General features: G+C 65.9%; 21 protein-coding genes. 6 read left to right on the top strand and 15 right to left on the bottom strand.

Features of this window, described 5'->3' with window-relative positions; genetic code table 11:
* The first annotated feature begins 148 nt into the window (after positions 1-148).
* Positions 149-766 carry a DUF47 domain-containing protein gene (locus LOC57_RS05840; protein WP_227912511.1) on the top strand — a complete coding sequence of 206 codons (618 nt, stop codon included), beginning with the start codon at positions 149-151 and terminating at the stop codon, positions 764-766.
* The gene (locus LOC57_RS05835; RefSeq protein ID WP_227912512.1) at positions 767-1,777 is read left to right on the top strand and encodes an inorganic phosphate transporter; all 1,011 of its coding nucleotides are present in this window, start codon (positions 767-769) and stop codon (positions 1,775-1,777) included.
* Between the two features lie 52 nt (positions 1,778-1,829).
* Here LOC57_RS05835 and pstB read toward each other — a convergent pair whose 3' ends face one another.
* From pstB to pstS, 4 genes are all read right to left on the bottom strand, one after another.
* Positions 1,830-2,609: a phosphate ABC transporter ATP-binding protein PstB gene (gene pstB, locus LOC57_RS05830; protein ID WP_227912513.1), complete on the bottom strand. Its 780-nt coding sequence runs from the start codon at positions 2,607-2,609 to the stop codon at positions 1,830-1,832.
* 25 nt (positions 2,610-2,634) lie between these two features.
* Positions 2,635-3,744: a phosphate ABC transporter permease PstA gene (gene pstA, locus LOC57_RS05825; RefSeq protein ID WP_227912514.1), complete on the bottom strand. Its 1,110-nt coding sequence runs from the start codon at positions 3,742-3,744 to the stop codon at positions 2,635-2,637.
* The gene (gene pstC / locus LOC57_RS05820) at positions 3,744-4,673 is read right to left on the bottom strand and encodes a phosphate ABC transporter permease subunit PstC (protein ID WP_229958663.1); all 930 of its coding nucleotides are present in this window, start codon (positions 4,671-4,673) and stop codon (positions 3,744-3,746) included. Before pstC ends, pstA begins: the two co-directional genes overlap by 1 nt.
* Before the next feature lie 120 nt (positions 4,674-4,793).
* Positions 4,794-5,921, bottom strand: coding sequence for a phosphate ABC transporter substrate-binding protein PstS (pstS, locus tag LOC57_RS05815; RefSeq protein WP_442860707.1), 1,128 nt, complete (start codon positions 5,919-5,921; stop codon positions 4,794-4,796).
* Between the two features lie 207 nt (positions 5,922-6,128).
* Here pstS and LOC57_RS05810 point away from each other — a divergent pair, with 207 nt between their 5' ends.
* The 3 genes from LOC57_RS05810 (at position 6,129) to disA (ending at position 9,930) form a co-directional block, all read left to right on the top strand.
* Positions 6,129-7,259: an FUSC family protein gene (locus LOC57_RS05810; protein ID WP_229958659.1), complete on the top strand. Its 1,131-nt coding sequence runs from the start codon at positions 6,129-6,131 to the stop codon at positions 7,257-7,259.
* A 74-nt stretch (positions 7,260-7,333) separates the two neighbouring features.
* Entirely contained in the window at positions 7,334-8,701 is a 1,368-nt protein-coding gene (gene radA, locus LOC57_RS05805; protein ID WP_227912518.1) for a DNA repair protein RadA, read from the top strand.
* 152 nt (positions 8,702-8,853) lie between these two features.
* A complete protein-coding gene (disA, locus tag LOC57_RS05800) occupies positions 8,854-9,930 on the top strand; it encodes a DNA integrity scanning diadenylate cyclase DisA (protein ID WP_229958656.1) in 1,077 nt (358 codons plus the stop codon).
* Between the two features lie 12 nt (positions 9,931-9,942).
* On the opposite strand, the gene LOC57_RS05795 is transcribed toward disA, so the two are convergent.
* The gene (locus LOC57_RS05795; RefSeq protein ID WP_227925983.1) at positions 9,943-10,629 is read right to left on the bottom strand and encodes a hypothetical protein; all 687 of its coding nucleotides are present in this window, start codon (positions 10,627-10,629) and stop codon (positions 9,943-9,945) included.
* Positions 10,630-10,716: 87 nt separating this feature from the next.
* On the opposite strand from LOC57_RS05795, the gene LOC57_RS05790 reads away from it, so the two are divergent.
* Positions 10,717-11,661, top strand: a complete 945-nt coding sequence (locus LOC57_RS05790) for an A/G-specific adenine glycosylase (RefSeq protein WP_229958654.1) — start codon at positions 10,717-10,719, stop codon at positions 11,659-11,661.
* Positions 11,662-11,687: 26 nt separating this feature from the next.
* Here LOC57_RS05790 and dhaM read toward each other — a convergent pair whose 3' ends face one another.
* The 10 genes from dhaM to panC form a co-directional block, all read right to left on the bottom strand.
* Positions 11,688-12,413: a dihydroxyacetone kinase phosphoryl donor subunit DhaM gene (gene dhaM / locus LOC57_RS05785; RefSeq protein ID WP_229958652.1), complete on the bottom strand. Its 726-nt coding sequence runs from the start codon at positions 12,411-12,413 to the stop codon at positions 11,688-11,690.
* On the bottom strand, positions 12,410-13,051 hold the full coding sequence (gene dhaL / locus LOC57_RS05780; RefSeq protein ID WP_227912523.1) for a dihydroxyacetone kinase subunit DhaL: 642 nt from the start codon (positions 13,049-13,051) through the stop codon (positions 12,410-12,412). Before dhaL ends, dhaM begins: the two co-directional genes overlap by 4 nt.
* A gap of 3 nt (positions 13,052-13,054) precedes the next feature.
* A complete protein-coding gene (gene dhaK, locus LOC57_RS05775) occupies positions 13,055-14,056 on the bottom strand; it encodes a dihydroxyacetone kinase subunit DhaK (RefSeq protein WP_227925980.1) in 1,002 nt (333 codons plus the stop codon).
* 212 nt (positions 14,057-14,268) lie between these two features.
* Positions 14,269-14,445: a CsbD family protein gene (locus LOC57_RS05770; protein WP_227912525.1), complete on the bottom strand. Its 177-nt coding sequence runs from the start codon at positions 14,443-14,445 to the stop codon at positions 14,269-14,271.
* 161 nt (positions 14,446-14,606) lie between these two features.
* Positions 14,607-15,122, bottom strand: a complete 516-nt coding sequence (locus LOC57_RS05765) for an amino-acid N-acetyltransferase (protein ID WP_227912526.1) — start codon at positions 15,120-15,122, stop codon at positions 14,607-14,609.
* A gap of 172 nt (positions 15,123-15,294) precedes the next feature.
* The gene (locus LOC57_RS05760) at positions 15,295-17,802 is read right to left on the bottom strand and encodes an ATP-dependent Clp protease ATP-binding subunit (RefSeq protein WP_227912527.1); all 2,508 of its coding nucleotides are present in this window, start codon (positions 17,800-17,802) and stop codon (positions 15,295-15,297) included.
* A 109-nt stretch (positions 17,803-17,911) separates the two neighbouring features.
* Positions 17,912-18,238 carry a histone-like nucleoid-structuring protein Lsr2 gene (locus tag LOC57_RS05755; RefSeq protein ID WP_227912528.1) on the bottom strand — a complete coding sequence of 109 codons (327 nt, stop codon included), beginning with the start codon at positions 18,236-18,238 and terminating at the stop codon, positions 17,912-17,914.
* Positions 18,239-18,332: 94 nt separating this feature from the next.
* Positions 18,333-18,512, bottom strand: a complete 180-nt coding sequence (locus tag LOC57_RS05750) for a hypothetical protein (protein WP_227912529.1) — start codon at positions 18,510-18,512, stop codon at positions 18,333-18,335.
* A 2-nt stretch (positions 18,513-18,514) separates the two neighbouring features.
* A complete protein-coding gene (lysS, locus tag LOC57_RS05745; protein WP_229958756.1) occupies positions 18,515-19,969 on the bottom strand; it encodes a lysine--tRNA ligase in 1,455 nt (484 codons plus the stop codon).
* A gap of 174 nt (positions 19,970-20,143) precedes the next feature.
* Positions 20,144-21,037, bottom strand: a complete 894-nt coding sequence (panC, locus tag LOC57_RS05740) for a pantoate--beta-alanine ligase (protein WP_227912530.1) — start codon at positions 21,035-21,037, stop codon at positions 20,144-20,146.
* Between the last annotated feature and the right edge of the window lie 56 nt (positions 21,038-21,093).

Here is a 21,093-nt window from a genome sequence, read left to right as displayed (position 1 = left end):
GCTTCGAGCGGCCTTCCGCCGAGAGGCGCTCCCGGTCCGGCACCGTTACTTTTCCCCCGCAGCCTTCCGTAGCCCGCACGGGCCAATCGGATACTCTTGGGCCTGTGAGAATTTCTGTCCCGCCCCCCGCCAATGTGCGGCAGCCGGCGTGAAACTTAGACTCTTCCCGCAGGAAAACGCCGGACTTGAGCTGCTCGCCCGGATGGCCGCGCAGTTGCTGCGCGGAACCGGCGTGCTGGCCGAAATCCTGGGCGCGGACCCTGAGGAATTCGACCGCCTCACCGAACAACTGCACCAGATCGATGCCGATACCACTGATCTGCACTTCGCCTTGATGACGCAGATGCGGACCAGCTTCGTCAATCCGCTCCCGCGTGAGGACCTGTACGAACTGTCCCTGATCCTGATGTCCGCCATGGACTGCCTGGATGCTTCCGCTGAAACCATCTCACTGTACAAGCTGGCGGGCGTGTCCCGCCGGGCATCCGAACAACTTGAAGTCATCGGCCGGCAGGCTGAGCTGACGGCCTCGGCCATGCGCCGGCTGGCATCCTTGGACGATCTTGAGGAGTACTGGATCGAAATGCTCCGCCTGGCCCGGCGTGCCGAGCGCACCCGCCGGATCTGGGTGGCGGAGCTGATGCGCGAGCACAAGCCGATGGCCTATGCCAGGCACCGGGACCTGGCTGACCAGCTTTCCGGCACGACGGCGCAGCTGCGGCGCGCCGCCACATTTGTGGGCGGCGTCCTCGTGCGGGAATCCTAGGTGGCCGCCGTCCTCCTGGCGGGCGTTGTCCTGCTGGCCGGCGCCTACGCCTTCCTCAACGGCTTCCACGACGCCTCCAACTCCGTGGCGACGTCGGTCCGGACCAGGGCGCTCACTCCCACCGTGGCGGTCTTGCTGGCTGCCGGCTTCAATATGCTCGGCGCACTGGTCAGCACGGCACTGGCCGTAGCCCTGACGGTCCGCTTTGTGGACCTGCCGCCGGGCCCCGAGGGGCTGGGCATCCTGATTGCCAGCCTCGGAGCGGCCTGCGCGTGGGGCGTCTGGACCTGGTGGCGGCGGATGCCGTCGTCGTCCACCCACGCCCTGGTTGGCGGGCTGGTGGGTTCCGGTGCCGCCTCAACCCTGGTGGGCGGGCAGAACATTGCCGAGTCCTACCGCCTGATCTGGGAGCAGATTGCCCTGCCCCTGCTGCTCTCCCCCGTCATCGCCTTTGTGCTGGCCTACCTGCTGGTGTTTCCGGCGACCTGGCTGATGCGGTACAGCTCTCCGCGCCGCGGGGACGCCGGAAACCGGATTGCCCAATCGGTCTTCACGTCCGCTTTCTCCTTGGGGCACGGCATCCAGGACGGGCAGCGGACCATGGCCGTGCTGGTGCTGGCACTGCTTGCTGCCGGCCAAACCACGGACACCGGCATACCGTTGTGGGTGCAGCTGTTCGCGGCGCTGGCCCTGGCTGCCGGCACCCTGTTCGGCGGCTGGCGGATCACCCACACGCTTGGCTACCGGCTGGTACGGATGGACCCGCTGCGGGGCATGAGCGCCCAGGCCGTCAGTTCGGCCATGCTCTTCCTCGGCGCACTGTGGCTGCACATCCCGCTGTCCAGTACGCAGACCATGACGTCGGCCATCGTCGGGGCCGGCGCCAACCAGCGTTTTTCCACGGTGCGGTTCATTCCGCTGCGCGAAATCCTGGTGACCTGGCTGACCACCGCCCCGGTGACGGCACTGCTGGGCGGCATCCTGCTGCTGGCACTGAGCCCGCTGCTCTAGGCCCGCTTCTCTAGGCCCGCTTCTCTAGGCCCGCTTCTCTAGGCCCGTCCGCTTACCCGAAGCGCCCGGAGACGTAGTCTTCCGTGGCTTTCTCGGCCGGGTTGCTGAAGATGACGGGCGTGTCCGCATACTCGATGAGCCGTCCCGGCTGGCCGGTGCCGGCAATGTTGAAGAAAGCCGTTTTATCCGACACCCGTGCCGCCTGCTGCATGTTGTGGGTCACGATCACCACGGTGTAGTCGCTCTTGAGTTCCTCGATCAGGTCCTCAATCGCCAGCGTGGAGATGGGGTCCAGGGCCGAGCAGGGCTCGTCCATGAGGATCACCTCCGGGGATACGGCAATGGCCCGGGCAATACACAGGCGCTGCTGCTGGCCGCCGGACAGTCCGGAGCCGGGCTTGTCCAAGCGGTCCCGTACTTCCTTCCACAGGTTGGCTCCGGTGAGGGAGCGTTCCACCAGGTCATCGGCGTCGGACTTGGAAATCCGTTTGTTGTTCAGCTTCACGCCGGCCAGCACGTTGTCCCGGATGGACATGGTGGGGAACGGGTTGGGCCGCTGGAAGACCATGCCCACATGGCTGCGCACCGTCACCGGATCAACGCCCGGGGCGTAAAGGTTCTCCCCGTCCAGCAGCACTTCGCCCTCCACGCGGGCGCCGGGCAGGACTTCGTGCATCCGGTTCAGGGTGCGCAGGAAGGTTGACTTGCCGCAGCCTGAGGGGCCGATGAAGGCAGTAACCGAGCGGGGTTCAATGTTGATGTTGACGTCCTGGACGGCAAGGAAATTGCCGTAATAGACATTCAGGTCTTTGACGTCGATGCGCTTGGACATGGGTTCCTTCAGGGTTGTTTCGCGTCTAGCGGGAGGTGCGGGGGGCGAAGATGCGTGCGATAAGGCGTGCAGCAAGGTTCAGCAGCATGACCATAACGATCAGGATCAGGGCCGCCGCCCAGGCCCGCTGGGTACTGGGATCCGTATTTGTCGGCGAGGTGGGGCTCATCAGCTGCCGGTAGATGTAGGTGGGCAGTGTGCTCATCCAGCCCGCAAACGCGTTGAAGTTGATCGTGTTCACAAATCCTGCCGTCACCAGCAGCGGCGCTGTTTCGCCGATGACGCGGGCAATGGCCAGGGTAACGCCGGAGGCAATGCCGGAGATGGCGGTGGGGACAACCACCTTCAGGATGGTCCGCCACTTGCGTACTCCCAAGGCGTAGGAGGCTTCCCGCAGTTCATTGGGCACAATCTTCAGCATTTCCTCGGTGGACCGCACCACCACCGGGATCATCAGCACGGACAGGGCGACGGCGGCTACAAAGCCGGTCCGGGTACCCGGCCCGAACACCAGGCCGAAGAAGGCCGCGGCAAACAGGCCGGCCACAATTGAGGGAATGCCCGTCATCACGTCCACAAAGAAGGTGATGGCCCGTGAAAGGGCGCCGCCGCGGCTGTATTCCACCAAGTAAACGGCGGCCAGCAGGCCTACCGGCACCGAGATCACAGTGGCCCAGAAAGTGATCAGCAAGGTGCCCACAATGCCGTGGTAGACGCCGCCGAGCACCGCTGTGCCGTTCTCCGCCGAGGCATTGTCCACGGCGCCGGTCATCCCGCCCATGGAGGTCAGCAGGAAATCCGGGCTGAGGCCGGGCAGTCCGCGGACCAGGACGGTGAAGATCACCGAGACCAGCGGCACCAGGGCCAGCAGGAACGCGCCGCAGACCAGGTTCGTCGCGAGCCTGTCCACGGCGTGCCGGCGGCCCTCCACCAGCCACGTGACGGCGGTGCCGCCCAGGGCAAACAGCACGGCGGAAAATACCGCGAAGGAGGCAACGGAGAACCCAATCAGGGCCGACAGTGCCGCTCCCAGCACCAGCGCCGCAGCGAGGACCAGCCAGGGCGTGTACCGGGGCAGCCGGTTTTTGGTCAGCATGGATCCGGGACGGTTGAGGACGGGCGGTGTATCAATCATCAGTTGGCTCCCGAAAATTCTTTGTGGCGGCTGATGATCCAGCGGGCAACCATATTCACTGCCAGCGTGATCAGGAACAGCACGAGTCCTGCGGCAATCAGCTCCGAAAGCCGGAGCCCGTAGGCTTCGGGGAAGTTCAGGGCAATTTCGGCGGCGATGGTCTGGTTGCCGGGCCGTATCAGGCTGGCGATCAGGCTGCCGGAGGAGAGCACCAGGGCCACTGCCATGGTCTCGCCCAGCGCCCGCCCCAGGCCGAGCATCACCGCACTGATCACGCCGGGACGCGCGAACGGGAAGACCGCCATGCGGATCATTTCCCAGCGGGTGGCGCCCATGGCCAGCGCTGCCTCTTCGTGGAGCTTGGGGGTCTGCAGGAAGATCTCGCGGGTCAGCGAGGTGATGATCGGCAGCACCATCACGGATAGCACTATGCCGGCGGTGAGCATGGTCTTGCCCGTCTGGCTGGCGGGCCCGGCAAATATCGGGATCCAGCCGGCGTTCTCCGCCAGCCAGTTGTACGGCCCTACCAGCGCCGGGGCCAGCACCGTCATGCCCCAGGCACCGTAAACCACGGACGGGATCGCGGCGAGCAGGTCCACCAGGTAGCCAAGCCCCTGCGCGAGCCGGCGCGGAGCGTAGTGGGAGATGAACAGGGCGACGCCGATCCCCACGGGGGTGGCGATCAGCAGGGCGATGGCGGCGGCAATCACTGTTCCGACGACCAGCGGCAGGATGTATTTGCCGAACCCGCCGCCGGAGATCTCGGCGGGGTCGGCGGCGAAAGTCGGCAGGGCCTGCCACAGCAGGAACACGGCCACGCAGAAGAGCACAAAAAGGATCAGGCAGCCGGCGGCAACGGTTACGCCGGAGAAAACCTTGTCTCCTGCACGGCCGGTGCCGCTTTCACCTGTTATTGACTTGCTCGACACTGCTCAAACCCTTCGACGTGATGGCGGGGCTTCTTCTATCAGTTTAAGTACTGCACCGCGGAAGCGGAGGGTGCCTGCCCTCCCCGCCCGCATAGGAGGAAGGCAGGCGTGCCTGCGTTGCTAGGGACCGACCTTGATGGTCTCCAGCGCTGCTCGAGCCCGGCCGCGCAGGTCCTCGGACAGGGGTGCGCTGCCGGCAGCGTCAGCCGCCGCGTCCTGGCCTTCGGTACTGATGACATAGTTTCCGAAGGCCTTCACCAGGTCCACCGTGCCCTGGTCCGGGTAGGCCGTGCAGAAGACGTGGTAGCTCACCAGCACCACCGGGTAGGCACCGGACTGCGCGGTGTCCCGCTCCAGGTCCATGGCCATGTCCGCTTCCGGCCGCCCCGGCCCGGTGACGTCGGTGGAGGATTCGACGGCGAGCGCAGCCGCCTCGGCGCTGACGGGAACGTAGTCCCCGCCCACTTGGACGTGCACCAGTCCCAGGTCCCCGACGGCGGAGGCATCGGCGTAGGTCACGGCGCCTTCGGTTGCGGTGACGGTGGAAATGACGCCGCCGGTCCCCGACGCATTTTCACCTGCCGGCACCTCTGCGGGCCATTCGCCCGAGGCCTTGTCCGGCCAGGCATCCGGTGCCGCCTTGGCCAGGTAGTCGGTGAAGTTCTTGGTGGTGCCGGATTCATCGCCCCGGTGCACGGCCGTGATGGGGGTGGCAGGCAGGTCGACGCCCGGGTTCTGGGCCGTGATGGCCGGATCGTTCCAAACCGTGATTTCGCCGCGGAAGATTTTCGCGATGGTGGCCGCGTCCAGGTTCAACTCCTTGACGCCGTCCAGCCGGAAGGCCACCGCGATGGGAGAAATGTAGACGGGCACGTGGATGGCGCCCTCCGGGCCGCAGACCTCTGCAGCGGCGGCGGCTTCGTCATCGTCGAGATACGCGTCGGTGCCGGCGAACTGCACACCGCCGGCCAGCAGCGCTTCCCGGCCGGCACCGGAGCCGTCCGGGGAGTACTGCACGGATGCCTGCGGGTTGGCGGCACTGAAACCGGCAATCCATGCCTGCATGGCTGAATCCTGGGAGGTGGCGCCGGCACCCGAGAGCGTGCCGGCAACGGTGCTTTCGGTGCCACCGGAGGGTGTGGCGGCCGGCGCCGCGGTATCCGTGCCGCAGGCGGCCAGGCCCAGCACGGCCGCAAGGGAAATACTCAGTACGGAGGCATAGCGGCGTGGATGTGAAACCTTCACCATCGTGTCCCTTTCAAGGGGTTGTCCGGCACCGATGTGCCGGAAGCTGTTCGCATGGACTTGCTGGAACCACGAACACGTTCCTGTCCCAGCGTGGCGAAGCAAGGTGAACGGAAAGTTAACGCCGTCAGGGCATCCGGGGAACATCCCATTGCCTGTCGGAGGTGACGCCGGATACAGCTTGCCTGTCCCTCCCCCTAGACTGGATCCATGCCCCAACGCAGCTCCTTCGCCAAAAGCCGGGGTTTCCTGCGGAACCGGGCCCGGGTAGGTCTGCAGCGCAGCCGAAACTCCGTGGTTCCGGCCCTGCAGATGACGGTCTGCGCCGTGGGTGCGTATGCCTTCGCGGAATACGTCCTGGGCCACCAGGGCCCGCTCTTCGCGGCCACAGCCGCCCTGATCTCGCTCGGCTTTTCCCGGGAACCGCGCACCCGCCGCGTCCTGGAAGTCGGGGTGGGCTGCACCTTGGGCATCACGGTGGGGGAAATCCTGCTGACGCTGCTGGGCAACGGGCTGATTCAGGCCGCAGTGGTCCTGTTTGTATCCGTGATGCTGGCGCGTTTCCTGGACCGGGGCGTCATCTTCACCACGCAGCTTGGCCTGCAGTCCCTGCTGGTGGTTCTGCTGCCTCCACCGGACGGCGGCGTTTTCACCCGCAGTGTTGATGCCATTGTGGGCGGGGTGTTTGCCCTGCTGGTAACCATGCTGGCGCCGCGGGATCCGCGCCGCGAACCCAAATCCAATATCCGCGAACTGCTGAACGAGCTCTCCGCCGTGCTGCGCCAGTGTTCCGAAGCGATCGCCAAGAGCGATTCCACCATTGCCTGGCATGCGCTGGTCCGGGCCCGCAACACCCAGCCGCAGCTGGACACCTTGGCCCGCAGCGTCCGGGACGCCCGCGAAGTGGCACGGATTTCGCCGGCTTACCGGCGGTACTTGGCGGAACTGGGAGATCTGCGCGGATCCATCGGTTACCTGGACCTGGCGGTCCGCAACAGCCGGGTCTTCGCCCGCCGCACGACGTCGGCCATCAACCATGCCTCGCTCAACGACGACGCGATCGAGAACGTGGCGGAGATCCTGACCGACACGGCCGACGCCGTCGACATCCTTGCCCGGGCACTGGGCGGCGGGGAAAGCGGAGACGCACGGCTGCGGCACCTGCGGCAGGCACGCAACGAACTGGCCGTCGTCGGATCGCGGCTGCATCCCGCGGCCCTGGGTATTACTGACCTGCAGGGCGATGCGCTGATCATGCTGTTCCGGCCGTTGGTGGTGGACCTGCTCGAGTCCACCGGCCTCACCCACGAAGAAGCGGTCGGCTACCTTTCCGAGGTCTGACCCGCGCTGGTGGCCGGCCATGCCCGCTTCTGCCCGCAGGCAGGACTGTCAGTGCCCCGGGATAGCCTGAGGTCATGGCAACAAAGACTGCACGGCCGAAGACCGCCAATTTCCGCTGCTCGGAATGCGGCTGGACCACGGCCAAATGGGTGGGACGCTGCGGCGAGTGCCAGGCGTGGGGAACGGTGGAGGAATCCGGCGAGGTCCTGGCCCGCACCACAGCCGCCACCGTGGTGGCCCGTCCGGCGCAGCGGATCGGCGAGGTGGATGCCACCACCGCTGCCTACCAGGCCACCGGTGTGGGCGAACTGGACCGGGTGCTGGGCGGCGGCTTGGTGCCCGGCGCCGTCATCCTCCTGGCCGGCGAGCCGGGGGTGGGCAAGTCCACACTGCTCCTGGATGTGGCCTCGCGCGTGGCAGGCGCCGGCCGCGACGTCCTGTACGTGACGGGCGAGGAATCCACGGCGCAGGTGAAGCTGCGCGCCGAGCGCATCGGTGCGGTATCGGACAACCTCTACCTCAGTGCCGAAACAGACCTGGGCCAGGCGCTGGGGCAGGTGGAGCAGGTGGCTCCGGGGCTGCTGATCGTGGACTCGGTCCAGACCCTGAGCAGCACCGCGGTGGACGGCAGCGCAGGCGGCGTCAGCCAGGTCCGTGAAGTTGCCGCGTCACTTATCAATGCCGCCAAGACCCGCAACATGACAACCCTGCTGGTTGGGCACGTCACCAAGGATGGTTCCATTGCCGGCCCGCGGCTGCTGGAACACCTCGTGGACGTTGTATGCCAGTTCGACGGTGACCGGCACTCCCGGCTCCGCCTGCTGCGGGCGGTCAAGAACCGGTACGGACCCACCGACGAGGTCGGCTGCTTCGACCTGACCGAAGACGGCATCGAGGGGCTGGCCGATCCCAGCGGCCTGTTCGTATCGCGCACCAAGGACCCCGTGTCCGGCACCTGCATCACCGTTACCCTCGAGGGCAAGCGGCCTCTGGTCGCCGAGGTGCAGTCCCTCGTGGCTGAAACCGGGAACGCCCAGGCCCGGCGTGCCACCAGCGGCGTGGACGCCTCCCGGGTGGCCATGCTCCTGGCCGTCCTGCAGCAGCGGGCTTCCATGAGCCTGGCCAAGGATGACAGTTACGTGTCCACCGTGGGCGGCGTGAAACTGGGCGAGCCCGCCACGGACCTCGCAGTGGCCCTGGCCGTTGCCTCGGCAAAAATGAACAAACCGCTGCCGGCGCAGCTCATAGCCTTCGGCGAGGTCGGCCTGGCCGGCGAGGTCCGCCCCGTCCCGGGCATCGGACGCCGCATCAACGAGGCTGAGCGCCTTGGTTTTACGCACGCCGTGGTTCCCGCTTCCCCCAACGGACCGGGAAACGTGCCCGCCGGGTTCAAGGTCCGCGAGGTCTCCACCCTGGCCGAGGCACTGGAGTTGCTGTTCTAGCCCCTGGCCGGACCTGACTGAAGCGACCGGACGTGACCGGACCTGCCGGTGGCGGTGCCGGTGCGGCTGACCCTTGCCAACTCGCACTAGTATAGGGACGGGCAAGCCTTGCCCAGGATCGTCCAGGGCCCCCGGGCCGGAAGGAAGTGACCATGGCCCGCAGCCCGGAAGACGCGCTGAAAGCAACACTGGCGCGGGTTGCACCCGGAACCGAACTGCGCGACGGGCTGGAACGCATCCTGCGCGGACGCACCGGCGCCCTGATTGTGCTCGGCTTTGACCGGACCGTGGATTCCATCTGCTCCGGCGGTTTCGACATCGGCATTGACTTCTCCCCCACCCGGCTTCGTGAGCTCGCCAAGATGGACGGCGCGATTGTATGCGACCGCGATGCCAAGAACATCCTCCGGGCGGCAGTGCAGCTGGTCCCGGACCACACCATCGAAACGCATGAGTCCGGCACCAGGCACCGGACCGCCGAACGGGTGGCCATCCAGACCGGATTCCCCGTGATTTCGGTCAGCCAGTCAATGCAGATCATCCAGCTATACGTGGGCGGGCTCCGGCACGTCCTGGAGGGTTCGGAACCGGTCCTGGCTCGTGCCAACCAGGCGCTGGCCACCCTGGAACGCTACCGGGCACGGCTGGACCAGGTCACCAATTCCCTCTCCGCACTGGAAATCGAAGCCATGGTCACCGTCCGCGACGTCGCGGTTACGCTCCAGCGCCAGGAAATGGTCCGCCGGATCTCCGAGGAAATTTCCCAGTACGTCCTGGAACTCGGCCTGGATGGCCGGTTGCTCTCCCTCCAGCTCGAGGAACTGACCACCGGGCTCGGCCCCGGCAGCGAAATGATCCTGCGGGACTATGCCGACCTCAACAACGGCCAGCGGAACATCGAGGAGCAGATTGCCACTCTGCAGAACATGAGTTCCTCGGAAATGGTTGATCTGGGCAGGATCGCCTCGGTAGTTGGTTTCCATCCCGGCCAGGACTCCCTGGAAGCAGTGGTTCAGCCGCGCGGTTACCGCCTGCTGAGCAACATCAAATCCGTGCCGCCGGCAGTGTCCAACCGCCTTGTGGACCACTTCGGCGGTCTCCAGAACCTGATGGCCGCCAACATTGATGACCTGATGACCGTCGACGGCATCGGTGAGCAGCGGGCGCGCACCGTACGCGAGGGACTGTCCCGGATCGCCGAGACCAGCCTGCTGGACCGGTTCATGTAGCCGGCCGCCGGGCTACTCCAGCTGGAAAACGGCGTTTTCGCTGCTGGTCTGCCCCAGCCGGGCGGTGAAGATGTAGTACCCCGGGTTGGGGTTGGAGGCCACGGCGGCACAGCCCGGTGCGGACCGGTTGCGCTCCCACGGGAAGTTGGCCGTCTCCGAAGCGCCCGGCTCCACCTTCTTGACGTAGTCCTGGGCCCCGTCCTGGCAGTCCATTGACGAGAAGATCCGGTCGGATCCGCTGGCAACGATGAACTCCATCTGCGTGGTGCCGACGTTGATCTCGCACGCCGTGTCACTGGTGTTGGTCACGGTCATGGTCAGCAATGGGCTGGAGCCGGCCGGATAGACCACCGCGTCGGTGGAGGCGCTCACCTTCACCTTGTCGGCCGGGCAGGCGGACCCCGCCGGCTTCGCGGCCGTCGGGGTGGCAGAGGGCGTTGCCGGGGCGGGCGCCGCGGCAACGGGTGTTCCGGCGGGTACGCTGCCTGCCGGACTCTGGGTTGGTCCGGGAACGGTTGCAGGGACGGACTGTTCATCCGGGGACAGGGCCCTGACCACCGAGGTCACGGCGAGGATCAGCCCGACCAGGACCAGCACGGCAAGAACGCCGGCCACCAGCCTGCGCCGGCGGTAGACCGCCGGGCTTGGCCGCCTGGGCGCACCCGGGCGCTGCAGCTGCTCAGTTCCTTTCCCGTCCATGCTTCAAGGCTAGGTATTAGGGGTGCGATTACTGGGCACACCACGCCGATCAGTAGAGTATTGCTGGTCATAACAAGGGAGCGCCGGATGGATCCGCAGGCAGAAACGCTGCGCCGCAGTATTACTGAGTGGTTCGCGGCCAATGCCCGCACGCTGCCGTGGCGGGATCCCGAATGCAGCCCTTGGGGCGTATTGGTCAGCGAAATCATGCTCCAGCAGACACCTGTGGTCCGTGTCCTGCCCGTCTGGGAGGAATGGATGCGGCGCTGGCCCACCCCCGCAGCTCTGGCCGCCGAGCCCAGCGGTGAGGCCGTGCGGGCCTGGGGCCGGCTCGGTTATCCGCGCCGCGCGCTGCGCCTGCATGCCGCGGCCACCGCCATTACCGCGGATTCCGCCGGCGAGGTTCCCTCCACGCACGCCGCACTGCTGGCCCTCCCCGGCGTCGGGGACTACACCGCGGCGGCGGTGGCGGCTTTCGCCTTCGGCAGGCGCGAGTGCGTGGTGGACACCAATATCCGACGGGTGCATGCCCGCGCCGTGACCGGCGACGCCCTGCCCTCGCCTTCCCTCACTGCTGCGGAAATGCGGCTGGCCCGTTCCCTCCTGCCCGCCGACCGCGTCGAATCAGTAGCCTGGAACGCGGCGGTGATGGAACTGGGCGCGCTGATCTGCACCGCCCGCAGCCCGCAGTGCGCCGAATGTCCGGTCCTGGACCGCTGCGCATGGGTGGCCGCCGGCCGTCCCGAACCGCACTTTACGGCCAAAGGCCAGGCCTGGGCGGGAACGGACCGGCAGGTACGCGGCGCCATGATGGCCGTGCTGCGGCACGCGACGGAACCGGTACGCCGGGAACTGCTGCTGCACGCTCCCGTTGACCTGGCAACGGAGCCGCGGGCGGCAGCGGAACTGTCTCCGCTGCAGGCCCTGCACCGGCTGCAGGCGCCCCAGGAGCAGCTGGAACGTGCCTTGGCCGGGTTGATCAAGGACCGGCTCGCCGCCGAAGATCACCACGGAGTGTCGCTTCCGCTGTGATGCCGGCTGCGGCGGCCGGCCCCGCGCTACATTTCTCCGAAACCGTTGCGGACCTCTGCACCGAGCAGCTCAATGGCCCGGTCAGCGTCCGGTCCCGTTGCGGTGGCACTGAGCGTTTCACCCGGTTTCAGCCCGAGGGTCATCAGCATCATGACGGATTTTCCGTCCACGCCGTTGATGGTAATTTCCGCATCGAGATCCGCCAGCAGCTGCGCCACCGCAGCGGCCGGGCGCGCATGCAGGCCCATCGGGTTCACCAGCGTCCACGAACCGCTGGCTTCATCCGCCGCAGCGGTTCCGGCGTCAGTCCCGGCCGCCTCGGTCCCGGAGTCAGTCCCGGCTGCCTGCCCGGCGTCAGTGCCGGGCGCCGCAGGCTGCACAGCTGCTTCGGCGGCAGCCAGCACCTCGGGCAATGGCTTTCCGGTCTGCGCGGCGACGGCGGCGGCCACGGTACCTTCCACCAACGCGGCGTCGGCCATCCGCACCCGCTTCTGCTGATCCGGGTCGAGGAACTCCAACGCCATCTCCGCAGTCATCACTGCCGAACCCAGGTCCGTGAGCAGGAGCACCCCGTCACCGGTGTCGGCCGAGGCGATGCCGGCCTGGATTTTCTCCAGGCTGGTGCCGATGCCGTCGTCGTCGGTACCGCCGGCGGCCGCAAGATGCACGTCCGCCGCCATTTGCGCTGCCAATTCGCACACTCCTTCGGCCAATTTCCGGCTGTGCGAAACAACCACCAGCCCCACGCTCATGCCGCGGCCTCCGCCGCTTGCACGGCCGCCTGCAGGATCAGGGCCGTGGATGCCGCCCCCGGATCCAGGTGCCCGGCGCTCCGCTCACCCAGATAGCTGGCCCTACCCTTGCGGGCAACCAGCGGCTCGGTTCCGGCCAGGCCGGCCTCCGCGGCATTGGCGGCGGCAATCAGGATCCCAACGGGCGTGGCATCGGCCGCTTGCGCCGTGGCCGCGGCATCCACCGCGGGCGTCCAGGCATCGATCATCGTTTTATCGCCGGTTTCCGCCTTCCCGCGTGCCACAATGCCATCGCGGGCGGCAGTCAGGACGGCCACCAGCTCCTGCGGCCCCAGGGCGGCAGAGCTTCCCGCGGCCGTGGAGGCTCGCAGGAAGGCAGTTCCGTACAGCGGCCCCGCCGCCCCGCCCACCTTCGACATCAGCGTCATGGCAGCGGTCTTGAACACCTCCCCCGGAGTGTCCGGCGTGCCGTCGGTATCCATCTTCTCCACAATGGCGGTGAAGCCGCGTTCCATGTTCTCCCCGTGGTCCGCGTCTCCGATTTCCCGGTCCAGGGTGGTCAGGCGCTGACGGTTTTCGGTCATGGCCTGCGCGCTCAAACGCATCCAGCGGTCTGCCCATGCTGCGTCCAGTTCCATCCCCTACACTCCCCACCGCATGGCCGGCGTGTTGACCGGCGAGTCCCACAGCTCCGTCAGCTCATCATCCAAACGCAGGACAGTGACTGAGGCCCCCTCCATTTCCAGGGCGGTGATGTAGTTGCCCACCAGGGACCGTTGAATGTCCACCCCGCGTTCTGCCAGGATCTGGGCGGCGCGGCGGTACACGATGTAGAGCTCGCTCAGGGGTGTTCCGCCCATCCCGTTCACAAAGAGCAGCACCTTGTCCGAACCGGTGATGCCCAGGTCGCTCAGCACGGGTTCCATCAGCTGGTCGGTTATCGAATCCGCATTGGTCATGGGCACCCGGTGCCGGCCCGGTTCCCCGTGAATGCCCACCCCCATCTCGATCTCGTCCTCGGCGAGGGTGAAACTCGGCTCACCGGCATGGGGCACCGTGCACGGGGCAAGGGCCACACCCATGGACCGGACATTCGCGTTGACCCGTTCGGCAACCTCCGCCACCTTCGCCAAATCATCCCCGCGGTCCGCCGACCCGCCGGCTATCCGCTCCAGCAGCACGGTGCCGGCCACCCCGCGCCGTCCGGCGGTGTAGGTGGAGTCCTCCACTGCGACGTCGTCGTTCACCACCACGGTACGGACGTCGATGCCTTCCACGCCGGCCAGTTCGGCGGCGGTTTCGAAGTTCAGGATGTCCCCGGTGTAATTCTTGACCACGAGCAGCACACCCGAACCCGAGTCACTCTTCACGATGGCGGGAAGGATCTGGTCCGGTGTGGGTGAGGTAAACACAGCGCCGGGAACCGCCGCTGTGAGCATGCCCGCCCCAACGTATCCGCTGTGCAGCGGTTCGTGGCCGCTGCCGCCGCCCGAGACCAGGGCCACCTTGCCCTGCACCGGCGCGTCCCGCCGCACCACATAGTCGGGATCCAGGTGGACTTCCACCAGGTCCCGGTGGGCCTGCCCGAACCCCTCCAGCGATTCCGCAACCACGGATCGGGGGTTGTTGATCAGTTTCTTCATGGCGCTGGAACTCCTTCGTAGAACTTCCTCCGGCACAGAACGACCCCCACGTCCGGTCTCGACCCTACCCGCGCCGGGCGCGGTGCAACAGGGTCAGCGCGGACAGCCCGCCCGGGCGTCCGGACAACAAAAACATCCGGACAACAAAAAGCGGGAGGGGTTACCCCTCCCGCTTTCCATGCCTTGGCGCCCGCTTCAGCGGGCCGGCTACGCTACTTGCCCTTGAAGGCGTCCTTCACGTTTTCGCCGGCATCCTTGAGCTTGGACTTGGCCTGGTCGCCGTGGCCCTCGGCCTCCATGCGCTCGTTGCCGGTGGCCTTGCCAACGCCTTCCTTCACCTTGCCGCCAAGGTTCTCAGCCTTATTCTGCATCTTGTCATCTGCGCCCATTACTGAACTCGCTTTCTGATCGGCTTCCGGAATTACCTGCCGCGAAGGTCCATAGTGCGGCTGGCTTTCCGTCGGCATCGGATGATGCTAAGTACCCTTACACTATCGCGTAAGCCGCCCAATCGCCACCGGAGGCCGGCCGGGACTTACGGCAGCGGACACTAGAGCCAGCGGATCATCCGCGTATTTCCAAGGGTGTTGGGCTTCACCCGGGCCAAATCCAGGAACTCCGCAACACCCTCGTCATGGGAGCGCAGCAGCTCGGAGTACACCACTGGATCCACCGCATTCTGGTTCTCCATGACCTTGAAACCGTGCCGCTCGAAGAACTCCACCTCGAAGGTCAGGCAGAAGACGCGCGCCACTCCAATATCCAGGGCATCCCCCAGCAAGGTCTCCAGCAGGGCATGCCCCACCCCTTGTCCGCGGGCCGCGGGATCGGTCGCCAGTGTGCGCACCTCGGCAAGGTCTTCCCACATCACGTGCAACGCTCCGCAGCCGATGACGTTGCCGTCGCCGTCCTCCGCGATCCGGAATTCCTGCAGCCCTTCGTAGTAGGCAACCGCTTCCTTCGCAATCAGGACCCGCTCGCGGGCCAGCGGCGCCACGAGCCGTCGGATGTCATGGACATCTGCGGTTCGGGCACGGCGGACGGTGATTTGCGAAGCGGACATCATCGGACCAGTCTAGGACTTCCAACCGAGCCTGCCGCCGCGCGGCCGTAACAGGCGGACTCGCGGCGGTGGACCGGGTTCCGGGTCGGGAGCCTGCCGGGAACACAAAGGGAGCCCCGGATTGCTCCGGGGCTCCCTTTGGTGGAACCTTGCGCCTGCAGGGCGGGCTTAGGGGTTACTCCCCGACGCCGGCCTCGATGGCAGGATTAGCTTCCTCGATGGCCTTCGGCACGCCGTGGCCAACAAAGGTGAACTGTGCTTCGTCACCTTCACCCTCGACGTCCACCGAAATCAGCTCGCCGGGCTTGATCTCCCCGAAGAGGATCTTCTCGGACAGCTGGTCCTCGATTTCGCGCTGGATGGTCCGGCGCAACGGACGGGCACCCATGGCGGGATCGTAGCCGCGGGTGGCCAACAGCACCTTGGCCGCCGGGGTGAGCTCGATGCTCATGCCCTTCTCGGCCAGGCGCTTGCCCAGGCGGTCCAGGAAGAGGTCCACAATCTGGACAATCTCGTCCTGGGTCAGCTGCGGGAACACCACGGTGTCATCCACACGGTTGAGGAACTCGGGGCGGAAGTGCTGGCGCAGCTCTTCCGTGACCCGGGCCCGCATCCGGTCGTAACCGGTCTTGGTGTCCGTGCCGGACTGGAAGCCGGTCATGACGCCCTTGGAAATGTCCTTGGTGCCAAGGTTGGTCGTCATGATGATGATGGTGTTCTTGAAGTCCACCATCCGGCCCTGTGCATCCGTCAGGCGGCCGTCTTCGAGGATCTGCAGCAGCGAGTTGAACAGGTCCGAGTGGGCCTTTTCAACTTCGTCGAACAGCACCACGGAGAAGGGCTTGCGGCGGACCTTTTCGGTCAGCTGGCCACCCTCTTCGTAGCCCACATATCCCGGAGGGGCACCGAACAGGCGGGACACAGTGTGCTTCTCCGCGTACTCGGACATATCCAGGGTGATCAGGGCGTCTTCGTCTCCGAACAGGAACTCCGCGAGTGCCTTGGCCAGCTCGGTCTTGCCGACGCCGGTGGGGCCGGCGAAGATGAACGAGCCGCCCGGACGCTTGGGGTCCTTCAGCCCGGCCCGCGTGCGGCGCATGGCCTGCGAGATGGACTTGATGGCCTGGTCCTGGCCGATGACGCGCTTGTGCAGTTCGTCTTCCATCCGCAGCAGTCGGGTGGACTCTTCCTCGTTCAGCTTGACGACGGGGATGCCGGTGGAGTTGGCAAGCACCTCGGCAATGAGTTCTTCATCCACCTCGGCAATGTCATCCAGGCCGCCGGACTTCCACTGGCGTTCCTTCTCGGCGCGCTGGTCCTGGAGCTTCTGCTCCTTGTCGCGCAGCGAGGCGGCACCTTCGAAGTCCTGGGAGTCGATTGCCGACTCCTTCTCCATCTTCAGGGCGGAGATCCGCTCATCGATTTCCTTCAGCTCCGGCGGCGCAGTCATCCGGCGGATGCGCAGGCGGGCACCGGCTTCATCGATCAGGTCGATCGCCTTGTCCGGGAGGAAGCGGTCACTGATGTACCGTTCCGCCAGGGTTGCGGCCGAGGCCAGCGCAGCGTCGGTGATGGATACCCGGTGGTGCGCTTCGTAGCGGTCACGCAGGCCCTTGAGGATCTCGATGGCGTGTGCCACCGAGGGCTCGGCAACCTGGATCGGCTGGAAGCGGCGCTCGAGGGCTGCATCCTTTTCGATGTGCTTGCGGTATTCGTCCAGCGTGGTCGCACCGATGGTCTGCAGCTCGCCGCGGGCCAGCATTGGCTTCAGGATGGAAGCGGCATCGATTGCGCCCTCGGCGGCACCGGCACCTACAAGGGTGTGGATTTCGTCGATGAACAGGATGATGTCGCCGCGGGTGCGGATTTCCTTGAGGACCTTCTTCAGGCGTTCCTCGAAGTCGCCGCGGTAACGCGAGCCGGCAACGAGGGAACCCAGGTCCAGGGTGTAAAGCTGCTTGTCCTTCAGGGTCTCGGGCACGTCGCCGCGCACGATCGCCTGGGCGAGCCCTTCAACGACGGCGGTCTTGCCGACGCCGGGCTCACCGATCAGGACCGGGTTGTTCTTGGTCCGGCGCGAGAGCACCTGCATCACGCGTTCCATTTCATGCTCGCGCCCGATAACCGGGTCGAGCTTGGCTTCGCGCGCCGCCTGGGTGAGGTTGCGGCCGAACTGGTCCAGCACCACGGATCCGGCGGGCTGGCCTTCCTGCTGCTGGCCGCCGGTGGAGACGGGCTCCTTGCCCTGGTAGCCGGACAGCAGCTGGATGACCTGCTGGCGCACACGGTTCAGGTCGGCACCGAGCTTGACCAGGACCTGCGCGGCAACACCTTCACCTTCGCGGATCAGGCCGAGCAGGATGTGTTCGGTACCGATGTAGTTGTGGCCGAGCTGCAGGGCTTCACGGAGCGAGAGCTCCAGCACCTTCTTGGCCCGCGGGGTGAAGGGGATGTGGCCGGTCGGGGCCTGCTGGCCCTGACCGATGATCTCCTGCACCTGCTCACGGACAGCACCAAGCGAGATGCCCAGGGATTCAAGGGCCTTAGCTGCAACACCTTCGCCCTCATGAATGAGGCCAAGCAAAATATGCTCGGTGCCGATGTAGTTGTGGTTGAGCATGCGGGCCTCTTCTTGGGCAAGCACGACAACGCGACGGGCACGGTCGGTAAATCTTTCAAACATGAGGCACACTCCTAGCTAACGCGTAATTCGATGCTACGTGCCTGAGGGGTGCAATAGGGGCTTGTTCGCCGTCGGCGTGAGACCTGCGCGGAAACCCGCCTGTGCAGGCCTAGCCCTGGGCGGCGCGGTAGGCGTCGATGATCTCGCTGTTGACGCGGCCGCGCTCGGAAACGTTGTATCCGTTCTTGCGGGCCCATTCGCGGATCTGCGCCGCTTCGTTGCTGCGGGCGGAGCCGGCGCTGCGCGGACGGCCGGTGCGGCCACCCACCTTGCGGCCTGCATCTACATAGGTCTTCAGCGCATCGCGGAGACTTTTCGCATTGTCCTTCGACAGATCAATCTCGTACTGTGACCCGTCGAGGGCGAACCGAACGGTCTCATCCGCACTTCCACCGTCGAGGTCGTCCACGAGAATGATTTTTACCTTTTGTGCCATGACAGGCTCCTAAGCAGCTAAAAACGGGAAGACTTAATATGAGACCACTTAGAGTATGGCGCAATTAGCAAAGCCCCGTCAAAGCACTCGGGTATTAATTCTCTTCTTCACCTGTTTTCTTCAAAGGTTGCTGGTCTACACTCTGGTCAACTTCACGTTCCGCCTCGGCCAGCGCCTTCCGTTCGGCGCGGTCCGAGTTCAGGAGAGCCTTCATCACGAAATAAAAGAGAGCTGCAACACAAACTGACGGCAAGAGTACTTCTACATATTCCATGTCTAACCCATTTCCGGCTTAAGGAGGGGAAACAGAATTGTTTCCCTGATTCCGGTATTCGTGAAAAGCATCACAAGGCGGTCAATTCCCAGGCCAATGCCACCCATGGGAGGAGCGCCGTATTCCAGTGCCCGCAGGAAGTCCTCGTCCAATGCCATGGCCTCGTCATCGCCGTTGGCGGCAAGACGTGACTGCTCGGTGAGGCGCTCCCGCTGGATTACCGGGTCAATCAGCTCCGAGAACGCCGTACCCCGTTCCATGCCCCCGATGATCAGGTCCCAAGCTTCAATCAGCCGGGGATCGTCCCGGTTGGGACGGGCCAGCGGCTGGGCTGAGGGCGGGTAGTCATAAACGAAGGTGGGCTGGAGCAGCGTCGGTTCAACAATTTCGCCGAACAGCTCAATGACAAGCTTTTCCGCATCCCACTTGGGATCCACCTTCACGCCGTGCTTATCGGCAATCTCCCGCAGCTGCGCAGCGTCGGTGTCAGGGGTGATTTCGGTGCCTACGGCTTCGGACAGGCCGGGGTAGACGCTCAGCCAGCGCCATTCGCCGTCGAGGTCGATGGTTCCCGCAGCGGTCTCGATCTGCCTGCTGCCCATCAGGTCGGCGCAGTGCAGGATGATTTCCTTCATCCGGTCGGCCATCACGTACTGGTCGGCATAGGCCTCGTAGCATTCAAGCGTTGTGAATTCCGGGGAATGGGTGGAGTCCACGCCCTCGTTGCGGAATATGCGCCCGATTTCGAAGACGCGCTCGATACCGCCCACCACGGCACGCTTGAGGTACAGCTCGGTGGCGATGCGCAGGGTCATTTTCTGGTCAAAGGCATTCAGGTGCGTCTCGAACGGCCTGGCAGCGGCACCGCCGTGCACCAGCTGCAGCATGGGGGTTTCCACTTCCACGTAGCCGTGGCCGTGCAGGGTGTCGCGGACCCCGCGGATGATGGCGGCGCGGTTGTAGACCATGTCCCGCGCCTCATCGCGGACCATCAGGTCCACGTAGCGCTGCCGGACGCGGGTTTCCTCATTCAATCCGGCATGCAGCACGGGCAGCGGCCGCAAGGCCTTGGAGGCCATGGACCAGGACTGGGCCATCACGGAGAGTTCACCTCGGCGGGAGGAAATAACTTCGCCGCGGATGAAAACAATGTCGCCCAGATCCACCAGGGACTTCCAGTCCGCCAGGGACTCCTCGCCCACCACCGAGAGGCTGAGCATGGCCTGCAGCCGGGTGCCGTTGCCCTCCTGGAGCGTTGCAAAGCAGAGCTTGCCGGTGTTGCGGATAAACACAACGCGGCCGGTGACTCCCACCGTCTCCCCGCTGGCTTCATCAGCCTGCAGGTGTCCGAACTTTTCCCGGACCTCTTTGAGTGAGGACGTGCGTTCCACCCCTACCGGGTATGCCTGGTCTCCGCGGTCAATGAGCCGCGAACGCTTTTCGGCGCGGATGCGCATCTGCTCGGAGGTATCAGCGGCTTCGGGAACGGAGTTAGATGTGGTCACGGTTATTAAGTTTACAGAGCAAAGCGCCGCTGCCTCTCCCGCACTCCGGGCACCCCGTCGGGATGCGTGCGGAGCACGGGAGAAATGCCCGGGTATTCCTCCAGGACCACGGCCCGCGGGCCCTGCTCAGGCCAGGACGGCATTGTCGATCAGCCGGACCGGGCCCACCCGTGCGGCCAGCAGGGCCAGGGCCGGCCCAGCCAGGGGTTCGTCCGCGGCGAGCGGTTCCAGCGTGCGCGGATCCACTACTTCGAAATAGTCCAGGTCCACGCCGGGCTGGGAGCGGACCAGGTCGACGGCGGCTGCCAGGTCCAACGCTTCGCCGGCGGCAGCCCGGTCCTTCAACATGGTCAGGGCCTTGGACAGCACCAGTGCTGCCTGCCGCTGGCCGGCGTCCAGGAACCGGTTGCGGCTGGACTCGGCCAGGCCGTCCGCGGCCCGGACAATGGGCACCGCGGTGATTTCGACCGGGAAGTCCAGGTCGGCGACCATCCGGCGGATCAGGGCAACCTGCTGGGCGTCCTTCTGCCCAAAGTAGGCCCGGAAGCGGGCGGGCACCGGCGGGGCGGCGTAGTGGAAGAGCTTGGCCACCACGGTGAGCACTCCGTCGAAGTGTCCGGGCCGGGATGCTCCCTCCCAGCGGGTGCCCATGGTGCCGGCGCTGAGCCGCACCTGCGGCACCCCGTCGGGATACACCTCCTCCACGGAAGGGGCGAACACCAGGTCCACCCCGGCCCGGCCCAGCAGTTCCAGGTCCGCGTCGAGGGTGCGGGGGTAGCGCTCAAGGTCGGCGGGGTCGTCGAACTGGAGCGGGTTGACGAAGACCGAGGCGGTGACGACGTCGTTGTCCGCCCGGGCGGCGGACATCAGGGAGGCGTGGCCTTCGTGCAGGGCACCCATGGTGGGCACCAGGGCGAGGCTGGGCAGACGGGCGGGATTCGCGGCCGCCGCCCGGGTGAGCAGCTCCGCAGTGGCGGAGCGCAGTTCTGCAGCAGTGGTGACGAGGCGGGGGGTGTTCAACGCTGTCCTTCTGGGTTTGGTTCTTGTGGGTTTGGGCTTCTGGAACTTATTCTTCC

It is taken from the genome of Arthrobacter sp. zg-Y750, assembly GCF_020907365.1.
Lineage (GTDB): Bacteria > Actinomycetota > Actinomycetes > Actinomycetales > Micrococcaceae > Arthrobacter_B.
Note: the sequence above shows the minus strand (reverse complement) of the source record. Positions and strands in the feature narration are given on the sequence as shown.